Annotated in this window: 24 protein-coding genes, 1 tRNA gene and 1 pseudogene; 5 read left to right on the top strand and 21 right to left on the bottom strand. The window is 37.3% G+C overall.

The genetic code is table 11. The features are described 5' to 3' along the window. Positions 1–174 precede the first annotated feature (174 nt). From PVA17_RS04930 to PVA17_RS04905, 6 genes and pseudogenes are all read right to left on the bottom strand, one after another. Positions 175–531 (bottom strand): YhjD family protein, encoded by a 357-nt coding sequence (locus PVA17_RS04930; RefSeq protein ID WP_274067063.1) that lies wholly within the window; start codon positions 529–531, stop codon positions 175–177. Then, the gene (locus PVA17_RS04925) at positions 528–749 is read right to left on the bottom strand and encodes a transcriptional regulator (RefSeq protein ID WP_274067062.1); all 222 of its coding nucleotides are present in this window, start codon (positions 747–749) and stop codon (positions 528–530) included. The genes PVA17_RS04930 and PVA17_RS04925 overlap by 4 nt, the downstream gene beginning before the upstream one ends. Positions 750–976: 227 nt before the next feature. Beyond that, entirely contained in the window at positions 977–1276 is a 300-nt protein-coding gene (locus PVA17_RS04920; RefSeq protein ID WP_274067061.1) for a BLB8/JUQZ-1 family protein, read from the bottom strand. A gap of 361 nt (positions 1277–1637) precedes the next feature. Next, positions 1638–1823: a hypothetical protein gene (locus tag PVA17_RS04915; protein WP_274067060.1), complete on the bottom strand. Its 186-nt coding sequence runs from the start codon at positions 1821–1823 to the stop codon at positions 1638–1640. A 174-nt stretch (positions 1824–1997) separates the two neighbouring features. Continuing rightward, positions 1998–2069: pseudogene (locus tag PVA17_RS04910) on the bottom strand (M15 family metallopeptidase); the annotation flags it as partial. Positions 2070–2278: 209 nt separating this feature from the next. Beyond that, positions 2279–2410 (bottom strand): phage holin, encoded by a 132-nt coding sequence (locus PVA17_RS04905; RefSeq protein ID WP_274067130.1) that lies wholly within the window; start codon positions 2408–2410, stop codon positions 2279–2281. 130 nt (positions 2411–2540) lie between these two features. Between PVA17_RS04905 and PVA17_RS04900 the strand changes: the two genes are divergently transcribed. Continuing rightward, positions 2541–3308, top strand: coding sequence for a site-specific integrase (locus PVA17_RS04900; protein WP_274067059.1), 768 nt, complete (start codon positions 2541–2543; stop codon positions 3306–3308). Between the two features lie 169 nt (positions 3309–3477). Here PVA17_RS04900 and PVA17_RS04895 read toward each other — a convergent pair. Next, positions 3478–3551 (bottom strand) — tRNA-Arg (locus tag PVA17_RS04895). A gap of 396 nt (positions 3552–3947) precedes the next feature. On the opposite strand from PVA17_RS04895, the gene PVA17_RS04890 reads away from it, so the two are divergent. The 3 genes from PVA17_RS04890 to PVA17_RS04880 all read left to right on the top strand — a co-directional run bounded on the left by PVA17_RS04890 (position 3948) and on the right by PVA17_RS04880 (position 4919). Next, positions 3948–4109 carry an SDR family NAD(P)-dependent oxidoreductase gene (locus PVA17_RS04890; protein ID WP_274067058.1) on the top strand — a complete coding sequence of 54 codons (162 nt, stop codon included), beginning with the start codon at positions 3948–3950 and terminating at the stop codon, positions 4107–4109. 171 nt (positions 4110–4280) lie between these two features. Beyond that, positions 4281–4613 (top strand): hypothetical protein, encoded by a 333-nt coding sequence (locus PVA17_RS04885; protein WP_274067057.1) that lies wholly within the window; start codon positions 4281–4283, stop codon positions 4611–4613. Positions 4614–4751: 138 nt separating this feature from the next. Beyond that, on the top strand, positions 4752–4919 hold the full coding sequence (locus tag PVA17_RS04880; RefSeq protein WP_274067056.1) for a hypothetical protein: 168 nt from the start codon (positions 4752–4754) through the stop codon (positions 4917–4919). A gap of 2 nt (positions 4920–4921) precedes the next feature. On the opposite strand, the gene PVA17_RS04875 is transcribed toward PVA17_RS04880, so the two are convergent. The 13 genes from PVA17_RS04875 to PVA17_RS04815 form a co-directional block, all read right to left on the bottom strand. Further along, positions 4922–5620, bottom strand: a complete 699-nt coding sequence (locus tag PVA17_RS04875; RefSeq protein ID WP_274067055.1) for a YqjF family protein — start codon at positions 5618–5620, stop codon at positions 4922–4924. A 61-nt stretch (positions 5621–5681) separates the two neighbouring features. After that, a complete protein-coding gene (locus PVA17_RS04870) occupies positions 5682–5855 on the bottom strand; it encodes a DUF2639 domain-containing protein (protein ID WP_274067054.1) in 174 nt (57 codons plus the stop codon). A 275-nt stretch (positions 5856–6130) separates the two neighbouring features. Continuing rightward, on the bottom strand, positions 6131–7591 hold the full coding sequence (locus PVA17_RS04865) for a protein adenylyltransferase SelO (protein WP_274067053.1): 1461 nt from the start codon (positions 7589–7591) through the stop codon (positions 6131–6133). A gap of 348 nt (positions 7592–7939) precedes the next feature. After that, positions 7940–8443, bottom strand: a complete 504-nt coding sequence (locus PVA17_RS04860; protein ID WP_274067052.1) for a metallophosphoesterase — start codon at positions 8441–8443, stop codon at positions 7940–7942. Positions 8444–8455: 12 nt separating this feature from the next. Further along, positions 8456–9049 (bottom strand): XTP/dITP diphosphatase, encoded by a 594-nt coding sequence (locus tag PVA17_RS04855; RefSeq protein WP_132357124.1) that lies wholly within the window; start codon positions 9047–9049, stop codon positions 8456–8458. A 1-nt stretch (position 9050) separates the two neighbouring features. Next, entirely contained in the window at positions 9051–9800 is a 750-nt protein-coding gene (gene rph / locus PVA17_RS04850) for a ribonuclease PH (RefSeq protein WP_132357125.1), read from the bottom strand. A gap of 132 nt (positions 9801–9932) precedes the next feature. Beyond that, the gene (gene racE, locus PVA17_RS04845; protein WP_248716758.1) at positions 9933–10730 is read right to left on the bottom strand and encodes a glutamate racemase; all 798 of its coding nucleotides are present in this window, start codon (positions 10728–10730) and stop codon (positions 9933–9935) included. Positions 10731–10740: 10 nt separating this feature from the next. Beyond that, the gene (locus tag PVA17_RS04840) at positions 10741–11193 is read right to left on the bottom strand and encodes a MarR family winged helix-turn-helix transcriptional regulator (protein WP_248716759.1); all 453 of its coding nucleotides are present in this window, start codon (positions 11191–11193) and stop codon (positions 10741–10743) included. A gap of 75 nt (positions 11194–11268) precedes the next feature. Then, positions 11269–11490: a helix-turn-helix domain-containing protein gene (locus PVA17_RS04835; RefSeq protein WP_004226437.1), complete on the bottom strand. Its 222-nt coding sequence runs from the start codon at positions 11488–11490 to the stop codon at positions 11269–11271. 439 nt (positions 11491–11929) lie between these two features. After that, a complete protein-coding gene (locus PVA17_RS04830; RefSeq protein ID WP_274067051.1) occupies positions 11930–12388 on the bottom strand; it encodes an acyl-CoA thioesterase in 459 nt (152 codons plus the stop codon). A 389-nt stretch (positions 12389–12777) separates the two neighbouring features. Continuing rightward, positions 12778–13557, bottom strand: a complete 780-nt coding sequence (gene sdhB, locus PVA17_RS04825; RefSeq protein ID WP_132357129.1) for a succinate dehydrogenase iron-sulfur subunit — start codon at positions 13555–13557, stop codon at positions 12778–12780. A gap of 5 nt (positions 13558–13562) precedes the next feature. Then, a complete protein-coding gene (sdhA, locus tag PVA17_RS04820; RefSeq protein ID WP_132357130.1) occupies positions 13563–15317 on the bottom strand; it encodes a succinate dehydrogenase flavoprotein subunit in 1755 nt (584 codons plus the stop codon). A gap of 67 nt (positions 15318–15384) precedes the next feature. Next, on the bottom strand, positions 15385–15993 hold the full coding sequence (locus tag PVA17_RS04815; protein ID WP_132357131.1) for a succinate dehydrogenase cytochrome b558 subunit: 609 nt from the start codon (positions 15991–15993) through the stop codon (positions 15385–15387). Positions 15994–16265: 272 nt separating this feature from the next. Between PVA17_RS04815 and PVA17_RS04810 the strand changes: the two genes are divergently transcribed. Then, positions 16266–16700, top strand: coding sequence for a YslB family protein (locus PVA17_RS04810; RefSeq protein ID WP_132357132.1), 435 nt, complete (start codon positions 16266–16268; stop codon positions 16698–16700). Positions 16701–16843: 143 nt separating this feature from the next. Here the strand turns inward: PVA17_RS04810 and PVA17_RS04805 are convergent, their stop codons facing one another. Next, complete coding sequence (locus tag PVA17_RS04805) at positions 16844–18103, bottom strand: methyl-accepting chemotaxis protein (protein ID WP_274067050.1); 1260 nt, start codon at positions 18101–18103, stop codon at positions 16844–16846. Between the last annotated feature and the right edge of the window lie 34 nt (positions 18104–18137).

Below are 18137 nucleotides of genomic sequence, written 5' to 3'. Positions count from 1 at the left end.
CTTTTTCATATGTACTAATGGCAAGATTTTCTATAGAATTAAATTACATAAATCTGTAAGGAGTGCATGACATGGGTACAATAGCACAGTTTCGATGTTATGGCTAGTGTTGTTTATTCTAAAACATGTAATAAAAAAGAAATGAATAAACAAAAAATGACCAGGTACTCACTTTCAATTGAGCGCCTGGTCTTTGTTTTTGTGACTTAATAATATTTTTTCCACTTGTGTTTTCAATGCCATGTTAGCATACGTTAGCTCTAGGTCTTCACCAGCTGTGGCAACGGTCAAATCACTAAAGTACTCGTCAATCTTTTCCCACTTCACAACTCTAATTTTATCTTTTGCCAACAGCCTTTTAGAGTTGTAACATTCTTGTGAAATGTCGTCTAAAAGCTTATCAAGAATTGGCAAATATACTTTGCTCAATTTAAGGTTTTCAATCACTTTATAATCACGCTGTAACGACTGAACAGCCATATCATAAACCACATATTTGTGCATTAATCGTCTTTGTTCAAAGCTAATCATACAACCTCTCGCTCCTTGTGGAAGACTGGAACAACTGCCAATACACTATCAATCATAAATGTACGCTTGGCTTGCTTTGTAAAACAATATGCTTGAAACGAATCACCGACAATCTTAATGATTTTGATACGTCTTTTTGACACTTTACCGTCTTTAGCCATGTACATCATATTTAAAAATTGATAACGTTGCATTGCCTTAATTAGTTGTTCTTTCATCATTCCACACCTCTCCGCAAGAACATTTGTCCGCACCCATTTTAGAACAAACGTTTGTGTTTTGACAAGAAAAAGTTTTTGGAAATACAAAAAGCCCATGCTCAAAATTAATTGAGTACCTGGGCATTTTGTTCAAAATACGATATTTTTTTAGAACTTATGTAGCTCTATAAAGAAGATTGTTTGCATTTTCTGTGGCAAAAACAGATTACAGTGTTGTGTCACAGTTAATAAACAACAACTTCATAAGATATATACATACCATTCTTGTAATGTTCATGAACGACAGCTGTTCCACGCTTCAATGGCTTATGCGAGTTACCAGTTAAAGAAACTATATTAGCACCTGAAATAATTTCTACTTTACTAGTATCAGCAAAAGTATGCATTTGACTCATCGGCATACTTATATATGATGTATTAAAAAATCTATCATCTGGTAATTTACAATTTGGACTTGCAGTAGACACTTGCTGTGTTGTTGTTAATGGTACTGCAATCGCTGATAAAGCTAATGCAGAAGCCAAAACTATTTTTTAAATTTTTTTCATGTTGTTTTTCACCCTTCTATATAAAAAATAAATTTAAATTACTCTAAGCTATAGCAGAATACCCTCGAGTAATTATTATCCTATCATTCCTCAAAATAAAAATTCAATTGAATAAGTACGCCAAATCACGCCACTTATACCGTCATTATTTGGCGCACCTTTATTATTTTATATAACATAAGTAACATTTTTAGTGAAATTCACACTAAAACACTTGATATTTTCATTTAGTTTTATTCTTATACTCAGATAATAATTTTCACAAAATCGTCACTTTAGTATTATGTAATAAGTAATATGACTAGCTCAGCTTTTTAGCTTTGCTAGTCCTCATTGCTTATTTATTACGTCTTTGTTGAATCGTAATATATAACCCAACTAATCGATCAGTTATCATTACTCCACTTTGTAAATCCTTCAAATGCGAAGCTTGAATAATACCATCCTTAACCGCCTGTGCGATATAGTTTTCTGCTTCTGTTTGCATAGTTGGTGAACCTGGATTCCAATTTGTATTCGTCACTTTATTTTCCTCCTTTTTGTCTTCCACAATTAATTGAACTTTTCCTTTGCTGTTACTTGGTACGATTACTTGTCCTTCTAACTTATAGCCTTTAGGCATCTTCCAAGTTGATTTAACTTCGAAATGAGGTCGGTCAATACTGCCTACCCAATCACCGCCCCATGTAATACTTAACTTACGAGCGATAGCACCGATTCGATTTAATGTTGTTACATCATATAAAGATTGTGGAGGACCAACAGCAATATCCCATGCTAGACGTGATTTATGATTACTGTTTAGTGTCCAAGTAACAATTTGCCCTGGTCGTGTTCGTCCTTGCGCATTTAGGTAATTTTGCCGTTCCTGAGAGCGATACGTCTCTGTAATAAAGGATGTTCTTAATACCAGCTTTAAAGCATTCTTGGAACAATAATCGGCATGCAGTTTATGCAGCTGGTAATAGTTCGGCTAAGTCACGACATGTAGTAGTTACGCTTGTACTCATTTCGTTTCACCGTCCTTTGGTTTGTCATAATACATGCTAGTTGACTATCTGAAACGCCTCTTGTTGTTGGGTCGATGATAATACCAAGTAAACCTAAAATGCTTAGAATCGTTTCCGAAATGGCTGTAACTTGATCGTTGTAAATCGTAATATCGAAAAATTCTTCTGATCGTGTTCAGGAATACTTCAAAGATAAACCTATTCAAAAAATAGCTCGAGCAGATTATCAGTTGTTTTTGAATGAATACGGCAAAGGGAAATCAAAAGAGACTGTTAGAAAACTTAATACACACATAAGAGCATGTGTAAGGGATGCTATAGAGGAAGGTTATATTACTATTGACTTCACTCGTAAGGTAGAATTAAATGCTTCACATAATGCTAAGAAGAGTGAAGATAAGCACTTGAATTATAATGATAGTGTTAACCTTTATAATGAATTATTTAATCGTTTATCGCCTTCCACAAGTACTTACCATCTAATATTATTAGGTCTTGTATCTGGATTACGATTTGGTGAATTGGCAGGTCTAACAACAGATTGCTTCGATTTTAAAAGCAATCAAATAAAAGTTTATAGAGCATGGGATTACAAAAGAGGAACTGGATTCGGACCGTTAAAAAACAAACAATCAGAAAGAAAAATTTCTATTGATAAGAAAGTTATGAATGAATTTAAAAAACTAATACTAGCTCTACCTGAAAATGAAAATAACTTAGTTTTTTATAGGCAATCAGTCATTAAAACAGTAACAAATGAAGGTGCTAATAAATTATTGCGAAAAACATTGGAGGCATTAGAGATTGAGTATATTTCAATACATGGTTTACGACATACTCATGCCAGTGTTTTGATATATAAAGGCGCTAATATTCATTCTGTTTCAAAACGCTTGGGACACTCTGATATTCAAACAACACTTGACCATTATTCGCATGTATTAAAAGAGATGGAAGAACGCGATGAAGAAATAGCAATCAACGTTTATTCATCTTAATTTTTTGTTTACTTTGTTTACATTTTGTTTACCTAAAATAGATTTTATATGTTATTCAATCCGATTTTCAATATTTATCAAAGAATGAAAAAACGCTCAAAACCTAGTATTCATAAGGCTTTAAGCGTTTTTCTTTTTGGTTGAAAATCAACCTTTATTTTGTTATAGACGTCCCAGGAGGGATTCGAACCCCCGACCGACGGCTTAGAAGGCCGTTGCTCTATCCTGCTGAGCTACTGAGACATAATGTTAATTTATATGTAGTCCATATCAAGGACAATACTTATTATATGTGCTTTTTATCATAATGTCAACATTAATTTAACTATGAAGGCAAGGTTTGCCTCAATATTAATATTATATGATTTCCTATCCACCATTATGCCCTCTTCATCTCTACTTTTGCCTAAATAATACTATCATGTTTAAAGATTTAGTAGTCATCGTAACTGGTGGTGCGCAAGGCATAGGTAAAGGCATTGTACTTACGTATGAACGAAATAGTGCCTATATTGTTATTGCTGATGTAAATAAAGATTTAGGGCTTCGTAGGAAAAGATTTACTTTTGCTAGGTTATTCTGTTCTTTTTTCAAACCGATGTTGCGAAAGAACAAGACATTTTTTATTGCAAAAAGTGGTTGATCATTTTTTGTACTATCCATATTTTAATTAATAATGCAGGGAAATTTCAACATAAATCTTTTTATGACGTAACATTGGAGGAATGGAATGATATGATTCAAACAAATTCAATTTCTTTCAGCAGATGTCACGGAATTTTGCTAAGGCATAATTCATGAGCCCAACAAATAATTTTTTTACAGACATTAATCTAACAGTAGATGATGGGATGACTAAAAAATGATAGAAAAGCTATATTTACTCCTTTCACAAATTGGTTCTTTTCATATACAGAAATACCTTGGAGTATTCTACATTAGGAAGAAAATTAGAAGGAGTGGAAATACATTGTGCCCATATCAAACGGAAAATTCGTAAGTCCCTTAAGCAAGCTCTATAATGCCTCTTACACACAGTATACTGCACCTATTCGCCATTTTTCACAGCCACAGAACGATTATCGTCGCTGTATCAGTAAGGTTGAATCGGATTTTATGGCAATGAATTGTATACTATGCATGGAGCATGTCAATTGGACGAGGATGACGATTATAAATATTGTGTTTGGCTTACCTGATTTGCCTTTTGTGCAAGAACGGCTGTTACAAAATGCGACGGACTTAGGCAATTGTCTACGTCCATTTTACGGTGACCAAATTGCTGAAATCGTTATGCTGAATTGATTATAGAACATCTTCTCATTGCTGCGCAGTTAGTCACTGCAGCTGTCAAAGGAGATGTTGCAACACCGGATGCAAAGGAAAAGGAATGGTATCGTAATGCTGACGACATTGCAATATTTTTGAGAGGAAGTACAAAAAATGTTCTACACACATTTAGCTTTAACAAAAAAGGAAGCCGTAACTATGATTCAGAAAAACTATCAAGAGGATATTCAAGTTTTTGATGCTATTGAAGCTGAGGCACTTGCTATGTCGGATATGATTGCAAGCGCCATTGTAATGCAATTTTATTACCTCTTTTTTTAACATTAATAAATCTTTTTGTTTTCCAAAATTGGTGAGAAAATTTTAGCCTGTTTCCTTTTCGAATAATGAGCAATCGGTTGAATGCCTTGTATAGATTCCTTTACGAATGGAGCTACTGTGTTGCTTTCAATGTGAAAATGAACTCGCTGCAGCTGCCATGGCTTATGATTTATATCTATGCGAACTAGAGAACTTTTACATTTCGACCAAGAATGATAACGTTCCACTAACCATTTGTCAAAGGTAGAACTACTTATTTCACCGGCAATCGGTTGATACGACATTTTCAACCTTTCATCCCGTGCACCGTGATATAAACTTGTAAAAGAAAAATTATTCTCTTTTTGTTGTAAAGCTATTTTTGAATGACGATATGATAGACTACCCATTGTAGCTATTTGAACAATAAAACGATTCGTAACATCTGAATTAAAGAAATAGACTCCTTTCATGCCGTTATATGTAACATAAGTCCGGACATTAAGCTGCAAATGGAAACCTACTCCTGGTAATGGTGGTAGAAATCTTAGTCGTTGTCCTTTTACTTGAAAAAGGACAACACTTAGCCAAGCGTTATTTTCATAGAGATCCAGTTGCAATTCTTGCGGAATGTACTGCTCTAAATCCTTAGGTGGTACTGGCCAATGCAGAAACAACACATCTTGCCATATTTGCGTTAAAATCCACGGTTTACTCCACATAAAATAACTCCTTTCTGTAGTTAAATTCTTTCCTACAAAGGAGTTATTCAAACGAAAATGTTTATTTTTGTTCTGAATCGAATGTTTCTATTGCAACATATCGGTAGTATAAATTGCGTAATTCGGATTCTTTATAACTGCCTAAATGACTTTTATATTGTGGATGCACCAAAATACCATGATCTCGAAGTTGTTTCACAAACCAACCTTTTGAATACTTATGCACTTTACACATTCCCTTCACTACTATTCATAACATAGCGTATGCTCAGGAATTTGTGTAGTGACATTTTTTCAAAATAAAACGAAGAATTTATCCTTTGTTTTCAAACAAAAAACATCTGTTGCTGCCGCTACGTTACACTACGCTTTCGTACAAAAAACATCTGTTGCCCCAAACGGCTCATAGGGCGCTCTTAGGAAAGCGTTCAATCGAAACGAAAATCAACCCTTCGTTTTGCCGAAGGGTTATATTTTTGCATTAATTTCATTGACACAATAATTTTCAACTTATGTGCCACAAAACGTTCGATATGGTTGGTTAGAAGGCGTTGGTAATGTTGCATATTCCTGCTGCTCCACACAATGTGCAAAAGGTTGAGCAAGAGCATCCATTAATCGCTCCATTACGCTATAGTCCCCCTGCTCAACAGCAGCCTCTAATGCTTCTTCTACACGGTGATTTCGTGGAATAACTGCTGGATTATGATCGCGCATTAATTGTTGAGACATGTCTTTTGTTTCTTGCTGTCTTTCTAGCCGTGCGAGCCAATTCTTATGCCATTCTTTAAATTCATTTGTATTAAATAACGGTGAGTCCCCAAATTTATTGAAGGTTAATGCGATAAATGTATTCGTATAGTCTGCTTGATGTTGATGCAGCAACTTCAGAAGCTCTTCAATGAGTGGACCGTCCTGATCTTCTTCGTTAAATATCCCAAGTTTTGCCCGCATACCTGTTAGCCAGTTTGCATAATACAGCTGAGGATATTGCTTTAAAGTTTCCTGAGCTAAATGTATGGCAGCTTCCTGATTTTCATGAATTAACGGTATTAATGATTCAGCCAGTCTTGTTAAATTCCACCCACCAATATTAGGCTGGTTTCCATAAGCATAGCGACCTTGTCGATCAATAGAGCTAAATACTGTCGCTGGATCATAAGTATCCATGAATGCGCAAGGACCATAATCAATCGTCTCACCACTAATGGTCATATTATCTGTATTCATGACGCCATGAATAAAACCAACTAACTGCCATTTTGCGATGAGCGATGCTTGTTTCTTTATAACTTCTTGTAGAAGGGTCAGATAACGATTTTGGGTTACTTCAGCATTAGAAAAATGACGGTCCAAAGCATAATCAGCCAAAGCTTTTAGTTCATCCTCCGTTCCAAAGTTTGCTGCATATTGGAAGGTCCCTACTCGCAAATGACTGCTTGCAATACGGGCGAGAACTGCCCCTGGAAGCTCTGTTTCACGAAGGATCATTTCGCCTGTCGTTACAACAGCTAGACTTCGGGAGGTTGGAATGCCAAGTGCATACATGGCTTCACTAATAATATATTCACGAAGCATTGGACCAAGTGCTGCCCTGCCATCTCCGCCCCTGGAATAAGGCGTTCTTCCTGAGCCTTTTAGGGCGATATCAAAGCGTTCATGAGTTGGTGTAAGTTGTTCACCTAATAACAGTGCCCTTCCGTCTCCGAGCATATTAAAGTGACCAAATTGATGTCCTGCGTATGCTTGTGCAATGGGCATGCCACCTGTCGGATTGTCGTTACCTGCAAAAATCGCTACCGCTTCCTCGCTTTGCAACGTATCGACGTTTAATCCAAGTGAATGGGCAACTGATTCATTTACCATTATTAACTTTGGTGAACGAACTGGATTTAAATTGATTGATGTATAAAAAATATTTGGTAAACGGGCATAGCTGTTATCAAAATTCCATTTTAGTGTATTTTCCATGTTTTCTCCTTCGTTACGTTTATCTTTATTTTTGCTACTTCATCATAAACAATTCATAGCCATTTTTACCATTTGCAATTATCTTCTTTCAGCAAATGTTTTTTATAACGTAAGTGAAACGGTAGTTATACCGTATCCGCTGAAATACGCCACGTCCTGTGGCAAACAGAGACAGCAACAACGACTGAGTGACCAACATCGGTGCTGTTGCCGCTGACGCTGCGTTAGCACTACGCTTTCGCGGCAAAGTACAAAGCTGATTCCAGACGTAATTATGTAGAGGCATAATTGATTGTGGGATAAAACAAAAAACGCTTAGAGTTTCTAAACTTAAGCGTTTTTGTTTCATTATTTTCGCATAAACTTGTGGGTGGAAATACAGCTATTATCATCCGTAAAGAACTTTACTTCAAAATACGTGTCTTCAACCTTTACAAGGGCAAAGCTTTTTTCTTTACGACCACGTGGTTTCAATAAGCTTCCGGGATTTAAAAATAACACATCATCAATCATTTCCGCTCCAAGAATATGAGAGTGACCAAAGCACGCAATTTGCGCGTCTACCTCTTTGGCACGATAGGATAATGACAAAATCGAGGTTTTTACATTGAATAAATGGCCATGTGTTACGAAGGCTGTGACGTCCGCTAAATCGAATACCACTTCATCCGGAAAGGCTTTATCGATGTCACAATTTCCGCGTACTTTCTTCATGCCGGCCAATGCTTTATGCGAGAAAGGAAGCTCACTATCTCCACAATGAATGACAGCATCGACATGTGGGTAAAAGCCACGAACTTTTTCAATTACATTACTATCGCCATGTGTATCACTCATGACCAGTATTTGCATGGATATCACCTCTTATTTTATAAGATTAGGTAATTGTTCCTTTAACTTACGAATCGCATTTCCACGATGTGAAATTGCTCCTTTTTCATCGGCTGTTAGCTCTGCCATCATACGGTTTAAGCTTGGGACAAAGAAGACTGGATCATAACCAAATCCGTTTGTACCACGCTTTTCGTGTGCGATAACACCTTCACAAGTCCCAAAAACTGTTGTCGTTTCAAAATCAGGACCTGCAATAGCAATGCAGCAGCAGAAGCGTGCTGTACGCTTTTCATCCTCGACATTTTTTAAGTTTTCTAGTAGTTTAACCATGTTTGCTTCATCATCATGATCGCCAGCATAACGTGCAGAATACACGCCTGGTTCACCATTTAATGCGTCAACAGCTAAGCCACTATCATCAGCGATAACAATTGTACCAAGCTCTTTTGCTAATGCTTCTGCCTTTAAAATTGCATTTTCCTCAAAAGTAGTACCTGTCTCTTCTATTTCCATATCCGGGGCAACATCAAACATCGTTACTACTTCATAACCAAGTGGACCAAATAACGCTTCGAAATCTTTTGCTTTTCCTTTATTTTTAGTTGCAATGACTACTTGTTTCATGTTATTCATTTCCTCCCACTTTGTTAGCCAATTCACCTAGTGTTTCTTTTTGAAGTGCAATCAATTGTTGAATGCCTGCTTCACCTAACGCCAGCAGTTCATTTAATTCTTCACGAGAAAAGGTTGCTTCTTCACCTGTTCCTTGTAGCTCAACAAAGCGTCCTGCTCCTGTCATAACGATATTCATATCTACCGCAGCAGCGACATCTTCAACGTAGTTTAAATCTAAAATTGCTCCGTGATCCTCTACAATACCAACACTTGTTGCAGCTAAATAGTCTGTGATTGGGAATTTTGCTAATTGTTTTTCTTCTGCGAGCTTTGCAACTGCTTGTGTCATCGCTACAAATGCTCCTGTTATTGAGGCTGTACGTGTTCCTCCGTCTGCTTGAATCACGTCACAGTCAATCCATACAGTACGCTCACCAAGTGCTTCTAAATCAACGACAGCACGTAATGCACGACCGATTAATCGTTGAATCTCCATTGTGCGGCCATTAACTTTGCCGCGAGATGACTCACGTGCTGTACGCTGTGCTGTTGCACGAGGTAGCATCGAGTATTCTGCAGTGATCCACCCTTTGCCCTGTCCACGTAAAAAGCCAGGAACCTTATCCTCAATCGTTGCTGTGCAAATTACTTTTGTATTGCCTACTTGAATTAACACTGAGCCTTCTGGGTGCAATAAATACTCACTATCAATTTTCACGGGACGCAGCGCATCTACATTTCTTCCATCAAATCTTGTCATAATTTTCGTTCCTCCTAAAATCTTTCGCGCACTCATCTTAACATAATTTTCACCTTCAAAAAAGTGCTCGGGCCCTTATGTACAATGCTAAAAACTGCAAAAATCAGCCTAGCCCATAGCTAAGCTGATTTTTTATTTTAATGTCAAACGTTTTATTTGGAGAGTACCTTGCTCAAGCCAACTTTCAGCAATTGAACGGAAAATAGGCACTGAACCAGTTGCATAAAATTTATGGGCAGGCACAGCGTCTGGGTCAGCCAATGTGCCATTATATTCAAGCATTTCTTGAACATCCTTTGCTGTTTCCTCTGCAGAAGAAAGCACAAAAACTTCTTCTCCTACAACAGCTTCAATTTGTTTTTGCAGAATAGGATAGTGCGTGCATCCTAGTATGACCGTATCAAATTGTTCATTTTTTAACGGCTTTAAGCCTTCCGCAATTAATTTATTTGCAAATTCACCTTTATATTCGCCACTTTCTACAAGTGGTACGAATGTTGGACAAGCAAGCGGAATAATATGAGCCGACGTATTCAAAGATAATAAGGCTTCCTCATACGCCCCGCTTTTAATTGTTCCTTCTGTTGCAAGCACAACGACTTCATGTCGCTTCGTTTTCTTTACAGCTGCACGTGCGCCAGCATTAATAACGCCTAGTACCGGAAAAGGCATATTTCTTTGTAAACTTTCGAGTGCTACAGCAGTCGCTGTATTACAAGCAATGACGAGCATTTTGATATTCATTTTCTCTAGTGCTTTTGCCATTTGCCAAGTGAAATTTCGTACTTCCTGACGACTTCTTGGACCATACGGACATCTTGCTGTATCACCAATATAATAGATTGTTTCGTTTGGTAATAGCTTCATTATTTCTTTTGCTACGGTTAAACCGCCTACTCCTGAATCAATAACGCCTATCGGGGCATTCATACTTTCCGCCTCAATCCTGTTTCATGTGTACATGTAGTTTTTCTAAATAGCTTGATAATTGCGCGACTTCTTGTTCGTTAAAACCAACAAGCTTCTCTTGCAAATATTGCTGTCTTTTTTCAATAACCTCTTGAATAATGCGTTCGCCCTTCTCGAGAAGATGAACAACAACGACACGACGGTCATTTTCGTCACGCATTCGCTTGACTAATTCATTTTTCTCCATTCGGTCCACTAGATCTGTTGTTGTACTAAAAGCTAAGTATAATCGATTTGACAAGTCACCAATTGTTATATCTCCAAGCTCTTCTAACCACTGTAATGCAACAAATTGTGGCGGCGTAATCGCATACTGTGAAACAATCTCTCTTCCTTTTTGCTTCACAATCGCCGCTATATAGCGTAATTCCTTTTCAACCGTTGCAACGGTTTCAGGTGAGTGCTTTGTTACTTTATCCGACATATAACTATTTCACTCCTAAAAATACGTTGAATAGTTCTATTTTGTCGTTTTTTTTCTGAAATAGCAAGTGTCCAATTAGTCTAATTTGAATTCTTCTAAGCGTAACAGCTCAATTAACGCCTGAGATCGATTCGTTACACCTAACTTTTGAATTGTATTGGAAATGTGATTTCGCACTGTTTTTTCACTAATACCAAGTTGCTCTGCAATATCCCTCGTTGTTTTTTCAGCTAATAAAAGCGCAAATATTTCACGTTCTCGGTTCGTTAAAAGAGAACGATGATGAGAGCCATTCATTTTCAGTTACACCCTCCTCCCCCGCACGTATTGTAACTTATGTTAAGGAATGAGGAGCGGTGACGGCTATTTTCATGAATATCTCGTGTTTCCTAAAAAAATTCGGAAATTACTTCCACCAATTAATGATTTTATGTAAAAATGCATCATCACCATAACGAGTGGTTGCTTTCTTGTTTCGCTTAGGCGCTTTCCCGGGGACGTCCTTATGAGCGCTGATCCCCAAGGAATTGCCCAGTTTCCACTTCAATCAACTTATATATATGGCATACGCTTACCAAATGTCAACTACAACTTTTTGTAATGAGCCGTACATGTGCAATTTCAATCGTCGAAATCATTGTTTATATTTATTTCCTCGAATTGCAATATTGTTGAAAAATATAACGCTCAAAATTTCTGTCTTTGGATAATTAACTTTCGCCATCCTTTTCCAATACTATAGGAACACCAAACTTGCTAGGTGAGTTTTTTCTTCTTCAGATAATGGTATACTCTTGCCAGTTCGAGGGTTCATTTGCACTACCGTACCACGACCCGTAAAGCAAACTTCATCATGTTGGTTTTTCGCTAAGTAATGAATGTCCAATGATGAGTTGCCTACTGTCGCTACTTTCGTATAGATTTTTAGTACATCATCAAAGAAAACTTGTTTCACGTAATCACACTGTAAGTCGGCTACAATTGGAATACCCTCAACATGTTCGTCAATTGCTGATGGCATGAGAACACCTAAATGACGAAAATAATCAATTCGTGCTTGTTCAAAATATGTAAAGCTAACTGTATTGTTCATATGACCGTACATATCCGTTTCTGAAAAACGTACACGAACCTCAATAAAAAATGCAAAATCCTTTGCCCATTTCTGAAAATCTCCGATATAATTTGCTTTCATCTTAGCCATCCCCCTAGTTTTCACTCGCTTCTTCCCAAAACAACAAACGGCATTAGCAAGTTATAAATGAATATAGATTCATTATAAAGGAAAACACTATATTATCATAGAAAATTCACATTTTCACTCGTTAAAACTCACTTTCTGTACACCCTGATAATTGCTATTTTATTCCCCAATTCAATCTTTTTAATAAAGACATCATATTTAGTTTATTACTCTTTCTTGAAAATGCCCCTATCTGAACTCCCTATTGTACGAAACTTTAATGGCGAATTGGATAATCAAGCATTTTCAAGTTTTATTCTACAAAATTATTTTTTATTTTTCATAGAAAAAACTCCCTCACACATGCAGTGTAAGGGAGTTTCGGAGTAAAGCTTGTACTATTAGTCTACGTAGTGGTCAGAACCGAAGAAGTTACGGAACATTTGCACTGTAGTTGCACGGTTTAATGATGCGATAGATGTTGTTAAAGGAATACCTTTTGGACAAGCAGCTACACAGTTTTGTGAGTTACCGCAGTTTGCAAGGCCTCCATCACCCATGATTGCATTTAAACGTTCGTCTTTAATCATTGCACCAGTTGGGTGAGTGTTGAATAAACGTACTTGTGATAATGGTGCTGGTCCGATAAATGAAGCTTTTTCAGACACGTTTGGACATGCTTCCATACATACACCACAAGTCATACATTTAGATAATTCATAAGCCCATTGACGTTTACCTTCTGGCATACGTGGACCTTCACCTAAATCATAAGTACCATCGATTGGAACCCATGCTTTAACTTTTTTAAGTGCATTGAACATACGTTCACGGTCAACTTGTAAGTCACGAATAACTGGGAAAGTTTTCATAGGCTCAAGTTTAATTGGCTCAGTCAATTGGTCAACAAGCGTTGAACAAGATTGACGTGGGCGGCCATTGATAACCATTGAACATGCACCACAAACTTCTTCAAGACAGTTCATATCCCATGCAACTGGTGTTGTTTTTTCACCATTTGACATAACTGGATTCTTTTGAATTTCCATTAATACAGAAATAACGTTCATACCATGACGGTAAGGAATTTCGAATTTCTGCCAGTAGCCATTGCCACCTTGTGTATCTTGACGTAAAATTTCAACTTTGACCATTCTTCCAGTATTAGCTGCGATATTCATAATTCTTAGTCTCCTTTCGCAGAGTAATCACGTTTACGTGGTGGAATTAATGAAACGTCGACTTCTTGGTACGTGATAATTGGATCACCAGTAGTTGGGTCAAATTTCGCCATTGTAGTTTTTAAGAACTGCTCATCATCACGGTTCGGGAAATCTGGCTTATAGTGTGCACCACGTGATTCGTTACGTAATAATGCACCCTTTGTCATTACTTTCGCAAGGTAAATCATATTTTTCAACTGACGCGTAAAGTGAGCACCTTGGTTACTCCATTTTTGTGTATCGTTGATGTTAATGTTTTCCCAACGTTTTTGGAATTCATCAAGTTTGTTCAATGTATCTTCAAGTTGGTCGTTATAACGTACTACTGTCATAGTAGCTGTCATCATTTCACCAAGCTCTTTATGAAGTAAGTAAGCGTTTTCTGTGCCATCCATTTTCATGATAGCTTCCCACTTAGCTTGTTCTTCTTGAACGCGTGCATCATAGATTTCTTGTGGAAGATCTTCCGCATGCTTTTTAAGATGTTTAACATAGTCTACTGCGTTTGGACCAGCAACCATACCACCATAAATAGCAGATAATAATGAGTTTGCACCAAGACGGTTTGCACCATGTTGAGAGTAATCACATTCACCTGCTGCAAATAAACCAGGAATTTCAGTCATTTGGTTGTAGTCAACCCATAATCCACCCATTGAATAGTGAACTGCTGGGAAAATTTTCATTGGTAATTTACGTGGATCATCACCTACGAATTTTTCGTAGATTTCAATAATACCACCAAGTTTCACATCTAATTCATGTGGATCTTTATGAGAAAGATCTAGGTATACCATGTTTTCACCGTTAATACCTAGTTTTTGGTTCACACAAACGTCGAAGATTTCACGTGTAGCAATATCACGTGGTACTAAGTTACCATATGCTGGGTATTTCTCTTCTAAGAAGTACCATGGTTTACCGTCTTTATAAGTCCAAATACGGCCACCTTCACCACGAGCTGATTCTGACATTAGACGGTTTTTGTCATCTCCAGGAATAGCTGTTGGGTGAATTTGAATGAACTCACCATTCGCGTAAGAAGCACCTTGTTGGTAAACGATAGAAGCAGCAGAACCTGTATTGATAACAGAGTTTGTTGTTTTACCGAAGATAATACCAGGGCCACCAGTCGCCATAATAACAGCATCTGCACGGAATGATTTAATTTCTTCTGTACGCATATCTTGCGCTACGATACCACGACAAACGCCGTCAGGATCGATTACTGCACCAAGGAATTCCCAGTGCTCATATTTGTTAACTAGACCAGCTACTTCGTGAGAACGAACTTGCTCGTCTAGTGCGTAAAGTAATTGTTGACCAGTCGTCGCACCTGAGAATGCTGTACGGTGGTGTAATGTACCACCAAAACGACGGAAATCAAGAAGACCTTCTGGTGTACGGTTGAACATAACACCCATACGGTCCATTAAATGAATAATACCAGGGGCTGCATCACACATACCCTTAACTGGTGGTTGGTTCGCTAAGAAGTCCCCACCGTATACTGTATCATCGAAGTGAATCCAAGGAGAATCCCCTTCACCTTTTGTATTTACCGCACCATTAATTCCGCCCTGCGCACATACAGAGTGTGAGCGTTTTACAGGAACTAATGAGAATAAATCAACTTCAGTACCAACTTCAGCTGCTTTAATCGTTGCCATCAGACCAGCTAGACCGCCGCCGACAACAATTATTTTGCTTTTCGCCATGATTATTTCTCACTCCTCTTAAAAAATTGCAATGATTGCCATATGCTCTATAGTAGCTTCTATTACATTAAGCAAAAGCTAAAATAGCAGCCACACCAACTACACTTAGAATTACGAAAATAATGTTTGTTACATAAGTAGCAATCTTTTGAGACTGAGGAGATTGTGTAATACCCCAGCTTACTAGGAATGCCCATAAACCGTTAGATAAGTGGAAAGTTGCTGATATAATACCAACAATGTAGAATCCAAGCATGAATGGATTTGAAACGATATTTGCCATCATGTCGTAATCAACTTCTGTACCAAGTGCTTTTTGAATACGAGTTTGGAAAATATGCCATGCAATGAAGATCACTAAGAATACACCCGTGAAACGTTGTAATGAGAACATCCAGTTACGGTATGTGCTGAAACGTCCTGTATTTGGTGTAGCAGTGAATGCAATGTAGACACCATAAAATGCGTGGAACATTAATGGAATATAGATGACAATCCATTCAACTAGGATAAGGAATGGAATCTTTTCCATATTAGCGGTAGCTGCGTTGTAACTTTCTGCTCCGCCTGTTGCTGTAAAGTTAATGAACAGGTGCATCGTTAAAAACAGACCTACTGGAATGATACCAAGTAGAGAATGTAAGCGACGCCATAAAAACTCTCGATCTTTCGACAAGACTGTTACCCCCCTTAGTACTTAAAATAGCACAACTAAAGAAGTCATCATTTTGTAACTGATACTTCATTGACTGTGTATTTCATCATGGTACAATATTATGACATGTTTATTGTACTCTCAAGAGCTACGAGCGTCAAGGCAACTTAAAGTTTTTCACACTCCTTATTAAAGAAGCAATCTAGTACATGATGCATCGTTTTTTCTCGAAAAATCTATCTTTACTTTATCAGTGTCAAATTTTAAGAAAATTCAAAGAAAGAAGGCTTTCAATGTTAAACACTTCATCTCCTACAATCTCAGCTTTTGGGTATGAGATAATTCGCGATTATATTTTATCTTCCATTCTTGGTAAACACGAAGGTGATGTCCTTTACTGGGCAGGAAAAGATCTAGCTCGGAAGTTCCCCTGTACAAGTCAAGATGAACTTATCGCATTTTTCGCAGATGCCTGTTGGGGTAATTTAGAGCTTATCAAAGAGTCGAAGGATGGACGCATATTTCAGTTGACAAATGATCCAGAACTGTTACAAATCGGTCTTCGTAGCTTTAGACTTGAAGCAGGGTTTATAGCTGAGCAAATCCAGCAAGCAAAAGGTTATTTAACAGAATGCTATGATGAAAAACGTGAAAAGCAACAAAATGTTACGTTCACAGTAAAATGGGACGTGAAAGAAAGAATCATGAACACCGTTCCTACTGAATAAAACGAAAAGGATTGTCATCCCTAATTTATGGATAGCAATCCTTTTTATATATAATATAGAAGTTATTCCCTACGGAGACTGAGCAACTCCTTGGATTATCGTTATAGACGCGACAGCAAAGCAGCTTCCTTGTTAACCTTTATTTATAATTGAGCATGTCTTTTTTTTAAAAGTACATCTATGAACGAAATAAATGCCTCCAAAATATTAAGTGAGTGTTGAATCATTTCTTCTATGTTATGAATTGACAGTTCATTCACTAACTTTTGGGCGGCCATATGTACTAATTCGTGTGGTTGTTCAATATTACGATATTCTGGTAAGTTTTGATATTCCTCATAATGTCCGTAATACCATTTTCCAAACATACATTGATGATGCGTTTTTATCGTTTCTTTTTGACCAGCCTTGTGAATAGCATTTCGTAAAAAACTAGCATGATCCATTAACCTTGCTGCCAATTGGCTAACTACCGTTTGCTCTGATGGCCTTCTGATTGTCGGTGCAATAGCTTTTAACATTTCAGATACTTGATTTTGTATTAGATCCGAGAAGTCACTAGTACGTGATAATTCCGTCGTTGTTTCCGCTAAACGACCTACAGCTATTACATTTTCTTCTGAGGCAGCTGTTATTTGATGAATACCATGTGCTGCTTCTTCAATATTTCTACTTGTTACAGTCAGATTAGCAATATTGTCCTTCATGATCCTTAAAAAGTCAGTTAAATAATGTTCGACTTGCTTAATATTTGTTATTGTATTATGTAATTTCTTATCAATGACTGTTCGAATTTTTGTCATTTCTTGCAATGAACCTTTCGAACTGTTGGCTAACTTCCCTACCTCCATCGCAACAACGTTAAAGCCTTTTCCATGCTCACCAGCACGTGCGGCTTCAATTGAGGCATTTAAAGATAGTAATTGTGTTTGATCGGCAATCCCAGTTACACCAGTACTAATATTGTCCATTTTGGTCATTTCATTCTTCAGTTGCTCTGTTGAATGAGCTCCTTTGGCCAACAACTCCTGAACCATTTCACCTTTTGAAATAGATGATTCCATTTCCTCTACAAGTAGTAATGAATGCTGTTTTATTTCTTGAATGTTTGCATTAACATTTTGTTCAACCGCAAGCATTTCCTCTGTATTTGACGACATTTCTTCACTCATTGCTGAAATATCCCCTACACTCGTAGAGACATTTTGAACCTTTAAAGCCGTTTGAAAATTAATTAACTCCATATGCGCTAGTACAAAATCTAAAACCGCATTTTTCACATCAATGCTTTCCTGCTCAAGTTCCAATTCCAGAATTCGCTTTTTTAATATTTGTATTTCTAAATCGTTGTGCATCTCAACACTTTCATCCATTGGTTTTTGAAATAAACCGAATAACCCCATACAAACTTCCACCTTCCCCTTGGTAAAACATGTC

Origin of the sequence: Lysinibacillus sp. CNPSo 3705 (genome assembly GCF_028674935.1) — a bacterium.
Classification (GTDB): Bacteria; Bacillota; Bacilli; order Bacillales_A; family Planococcaceae; genus Lysinibacillus.
Note: the sequence above shows the minus strand (reverse complement) of the source record. Positions and strands in the feature narration are given on the sequence as shown.

Bases quoted from the DNA above. Each gene is read 5' to 3' on its own strand.
- racE (WP_248716758.1), bottom strand. From the start codon at position 10,730: ATGAATGCCCCGATAGGCGTTATTGATTCAGGAGTAGGCGGTTTAACC.
- PVA17_RS04865 (WP_274067053.1), bottom strand. From the start codon at position 7,591: ATGGAAAATACACTAAAATGGAATTTTGATAACAGCTATGCCCGTTTA.
- sdhA (WP_132357130.1), bottom strand. From the start codon at position 15,317: ATGGCGAAAAGCAAAATAATTGTTGTCGGCGGCGGTCTAGCTGGTCTG.
- PVA17_RS04930 (WP_274067063.1), bottom strand. From the start codon at position 531: ATGATTAGCTTTGAACAAAGACGATTAATGCACAAATATGTGGTTTAT.
- PVA17_RS04805 (WP_274067050.1), bottom strand. From the start codon at position 18,103: ATGGGGTTATTCGGTTTATTTCAAAAACCAATGGATGAAAGTGTTGAG.
- PVA17_RS04855 (WP_132357124.1), bottom strand. From the start codon at position 9,049: ATGAAACAAGTAGTCATTGCAACTAAAAATAAAGGAAAAGCAAAAGAT.
- PVA17_RS04870 (WP_274067054.1), bottom strand. From the start codon at position 5,855: ATGTGTAAAGTGCATAAGTATTCAAAAGGTTGGTTTGTGAAACAACTT.
- rph (WP_132357125.1), bottom strand. From the start codon at position 9,800: ATGACAAGATTTGATGGAAGAAATGTAGATGCGCTGCGTCCCGTGAAA.
- PVA17_RS04925 (WP_274067062.1), bottom strand. From the start codon at position 749: ATGAAAGAACAACTAATTAAGGCAATGCAACGTTATCAATTTTTAAAT.
- PVA17_RS04830 (WP_274067051.1), bottom strand. From the start codon at position 12,388: ATGAAAGCAAATTATATCGGAGATTTTCAGAAATGGGCAAAGGATTTT.
- PVA17_RS04810 (WP_132357132.1), top strand. From the start codon at position 16,266: ATGTTAAACACTTCATCTCCTACAATCTCAGCTTTTGGGTATGAGATA.
- PVA17_RS04875 (WP_274067055.1), bottom strand. From the start codon at position 5,620: ATGTGGAGTAAACCGTGGATTTTAACGCAAATATGGCAAGATGTGTTG.
- PVA17_RS04840 (WP_248716759.1), bottom strand. From the start codon at position 11,193: ATGTCGGATAAAGTAACAAAGCACTCACCTGAAACCGTTGCAACGGTT.
- PVA17_RS04860 (WP_274067052.1), bottom strand. From the start codon at position 8,443: ATGCAAATACTGGTCATGAGTGATACACATGGCGATAGTAATGTAATT.
- PVA17_RS04835 (WP_004226437.1), bottom strand. From the start codon at position 11,490: ATGAATGGCTCTCATCATCGTTCTCTTTTAACGAACCGAGAACGTGAA.
- PVA17_RS04880 (WP_274067056.1), top strand. From the start codon at position 4,752: ATGTTCTACACACATTTAGCTTTAACAAAAAAGGAAGCCGTAACTATG.
- sdhB (WP_132357129.1), bottom strand. From the start codon at position 13,557: ATGAATATCGCAGCTAATACTGGAAGAATGGTCAAAGTTGAAATTTTA.